Consider the following 3,161-nt stretch of genomic DNA (forward strand, 5'->3'; position numbering starts at 1 on the left):
CCGACCTGCACCATTCCGACCTGCACCATTCCGACCTGCACCATTCCGGCGGGGCGGCTGATGGCAGCCGGGTTGAGACCAACGACGACGACGGCAACGTCGATGCGGCGGCTGTCGAGCAGTATCGCGCTGCGAACCCTCTCGACGCGTTTGGTTTCGACGGCTGGATCGGTCCCGAACCGCACGGCGGCAAACTCGCCGACAGCGGGGTCCGACGCGACCCGTTGATCGCAGCCCGCGTGGTTGCCTGGCTCGAAGATCGCTATGCCCGCCGTGCGGCTGGCGACGTCGATGCGCAGCGTCCGTTCCTGCTGGTGGCGAGCTTCGTCAACCCGCACGACATCGTGCTCTTTCCTGCCTGGGCGCGACGCGGCAACCCGCTCGATGCCAGCCCACTCGACCCGCCGCACGTGCCCGAAGCGCCGACGGCTCACGAGGATCTTGCAAGCAAGCCGGCTGCGCAAATCGCGTATCGCGAGACCTATCCGTCGGGGTACGGGCCGATTCCAGCCGTTGCCGGGACGTATTTGAAGAAGGCGCAGAAATATCGCGACCTGTACTACCGCCTTCATGCTGAGGTCGACGGCCCGATCGACCGGGTTCGTCGCGCGGTCACCGCCTCGGTCGATCAGGGCGGCAACGACAGCGTCATCGTGCGCACCTCTGACCACGGCGACCTGCTCGGTGCTCACGGCGGACTCCACCAGAAGTGGTTCACCCTCTACGACGAGGCCACCCGCGTGCCGTTCTCGATCGCTCGCGTTGGAGCAAACCCGACGACCGGCACGTCGGTTGACGGTGCGCCGACCTCGCACGTCGACATCGTCCCGACCCTCCTTGCTGCGGCAGGCATTGACGAGTTGATTGCCGCCGACGTGCTGCGGTCGGACTTCAGCGAGGTCCATCCGCTGCCCGGCCGAAACTTGATGCCCGTGGTCGACGCACCCAGCACCGCCGACCCTGATCGGCCGGTGTACCTCATGACGCGCGACAACATGCTCGAGGGTGATTCGGGGGCGTCTGGTCTCGCTCGCCGGCTCGGCCGGACCACCAAGCCTCCGGCGCCGCTGCGTATCCAGGTACCCGCACATGTTGCATCGAATTTCGAGGGGCTCGTGGTGCGCGTTCCCGCCGATGTCGATGGCGCCGGAAACCTGTGGAAGCTCGTGCGTACGTTTGACGACCCCGACACCTGGACGGAACCTGGTGTCCGCCACCTTGCAGCGTCAGGCCCGGGCGGCGATGAGTACCGCACGGCCGCGTTGCCCGATCAGTGGGAGCTGTACGACCTCGATAACGATCCGATCGAAACGGTCAATCGCTGGAACGACGAAACAGCTTCCGACGTATTCGCGCACATGCGAACCGCGTTGCAAACCGAACGTGCCCGGGCTGTTCCCGAGCGCAACAATCCGTGGCCGTATGCGTCACGCCGACCCACCTCTGGAGCCCTTATGAAGACAGCACCCCCACCTGCCCGTCTACTCCGCAAGGTGCTGCAGCGCGCTGGAATGCACCCGGAAGATCCCGACGCGACCACCTTCGACCTCGCTGGCAAGCGAGCATTGATCGTTGCGACGAACACCGCCGTGATGGACATCGGCAAGCCGACCGGCGTGTTTGCCAGCGAGATGACTGTGCCGTACTACGCCTTCCTCGATGCCGGTATGGCGGTCGATGTGGCGAGCCCGCTCGGGGGCGTGGTTCCGGTCGACCCGCAGTCGATCAAGCCGGTCATCCGATGTGCCGCCGACGACCGATTCCTGGCCGATGACGACTTCAAGGCCAAGGTCACCAAGTCGCTTGCCATCGCCGACCTCGATATGGGTGACTACGACATCGTGTTCCTGGCAGGGGGTTGGGGTGCTGCTTTCGATTTTGGCTTCTCCGAAGCGCTGGGCGAAAAGATGACCGAGGCCAATGCTGGCGGGTTGGTGATGGGCGGTGTGTGCCACGGGCCGCTCGGCCTCCTCAATGCGAAGGCAGCCGATGGCAGCCCACTCGTCGACGGCCGCAAGATCTCTGCAGTCACCGACAAGCAGGTGAAGGAACTCGGTATCCAATTGACGCCACATCACCCGGAGCGCGAGCTGCGCGGTGTTGGTGCTGCTTTCGAGAGCCAGACCAGGCGGCGTGACCCACTCGCCAATCACTGGGTCGTCGACGGCAACATCGTCACCGGCCAGAACCAGAATGCCGGGCCGATGGTGGCGCGAGAAATGATGCAACTTCTTGTTGCACGAACCACGACGGCAACGACTGGAACCGGCAAGAAAGCGAGCACCCCATGAGCAACACTGTCCGCTACGGCACACCGAACGTGGCATACGGGATGAAGATGGCAACGATGCCGCCCGAAGACGACGGCCCGGTGTGGATGGTCAACCTGATGAAGTACCGCGAAGTCGCCGACTACGCCGACGGCCGCGAGTCAGCCATCAGTGGGCGCGAGGCCGACGACGCCTACTCGCCGCTCGACTCACTCGCCGCCGTCGGTGCCGCGGCGGTGTTCTTCGGCGACGTTGATCAGCAACTGCTGGGCGACGCAACGACGTGGGACCGTATCGGCGTGGTCAAGTACGCAACGCGCAAGTCGTTCGTCGACATGCAGTCGCTCCCAAGTTTCCAGAAGTCGCACCACCACAAGGACGCTGGGATGGAGTCGACCATCGTCATGGGCACGCAGCCGATGGAGATGCCGACGCCCCCGGAAGGGCTCGAGCAGGCCGACTGGGCCGATGTGCCTCACCCGCCGACCGATGACGACGGCCCGGTCGTGGTGGTCCACGTCCTGCGCTTCCATGACACCGCTCAAGGAACGGCGGCGGCGAACAAGACGCCTGACCAGATGGAGCAGTATTCGACCGAGGCGGCCAAGGTGGCGCTCGGTCACGGTGTTCGAATCGGTGGCTGGTTTGCTGTCGAAGACACGATCGTCGGCGATGGCAGAGTCTGGCACCAGGTTCGCTTCAACGAGTTCCCGAGCAAGGCGGCGTTCATGGCCGTCGTCATGGATCCAGCCCGCCTCGAAGCGCAGAAAGACCATCGCGAAGCCGCCATTGCCGACACGTACACGATGATCGTTCGAGCCCGGATGAACCACCTTGCGGCCTCGTTTTCATGAGCTTCACGCAGTCACTGACGGCATCAAGCTCATGAAA

1 protein-coding gene and 2 pseudogenes are annotated in these 3,161 nt (G+C 64.4%); all 3 read left to right on the forward strand.

Going from position 1 to position 3,161, the window contains the following annotated elements; translation table 11 throughout:
• Positions 1 to 1,505, forward strand: a pseudogene (locus ACH2EI_RS05045) (sulfatase-like hydrolase/transferase); the annotation flags it as partial.
• A gap of 177 nt (positions 1,506 to 1,682) precedes the next feature.
• A pseudogene (locus ACH2EI_RS05050) lies at positions 1,683 to 2,291 on the forward strand (DJ-1/PfpI family protein); the annotation flags it as partial.
• A complete protein-coding gene (locus ACH2EI_RS05055; protein ID WP_395152841.1) occupies positions 2,288 to 3,124 on the forward strand; it encodes a hypothetical protein in 837 nt (278 codons plus the stop codon). The pseudogene ACH2EI_RS05050 and the gene ACH2EI_RS05055, both read left to right, overlap by 4 nt.
• Positions 3,125 to 3,161 lie beyond the last annotated feature (37 nt).

It is taken from the genome of Ilumatobacter sp. (assembly GCF_041688325.1).
Classification (GTDB): Bacteria; Actinomycetota; Acidimicrobiia; order Acidimicrobiales; family Ilumatobacteraceae; genus Ilumatobacter_A.

Bases quoted from the DNA above. Each gene is read 5' to 3' on its own strand.
- ACH2EI_RS05055 (WP_395152841.1), top strand. From the start codon at position 2,288: ATGAGCAACACTGTCCGCTACGGCACACCGAACGTGGCATACGGGATG.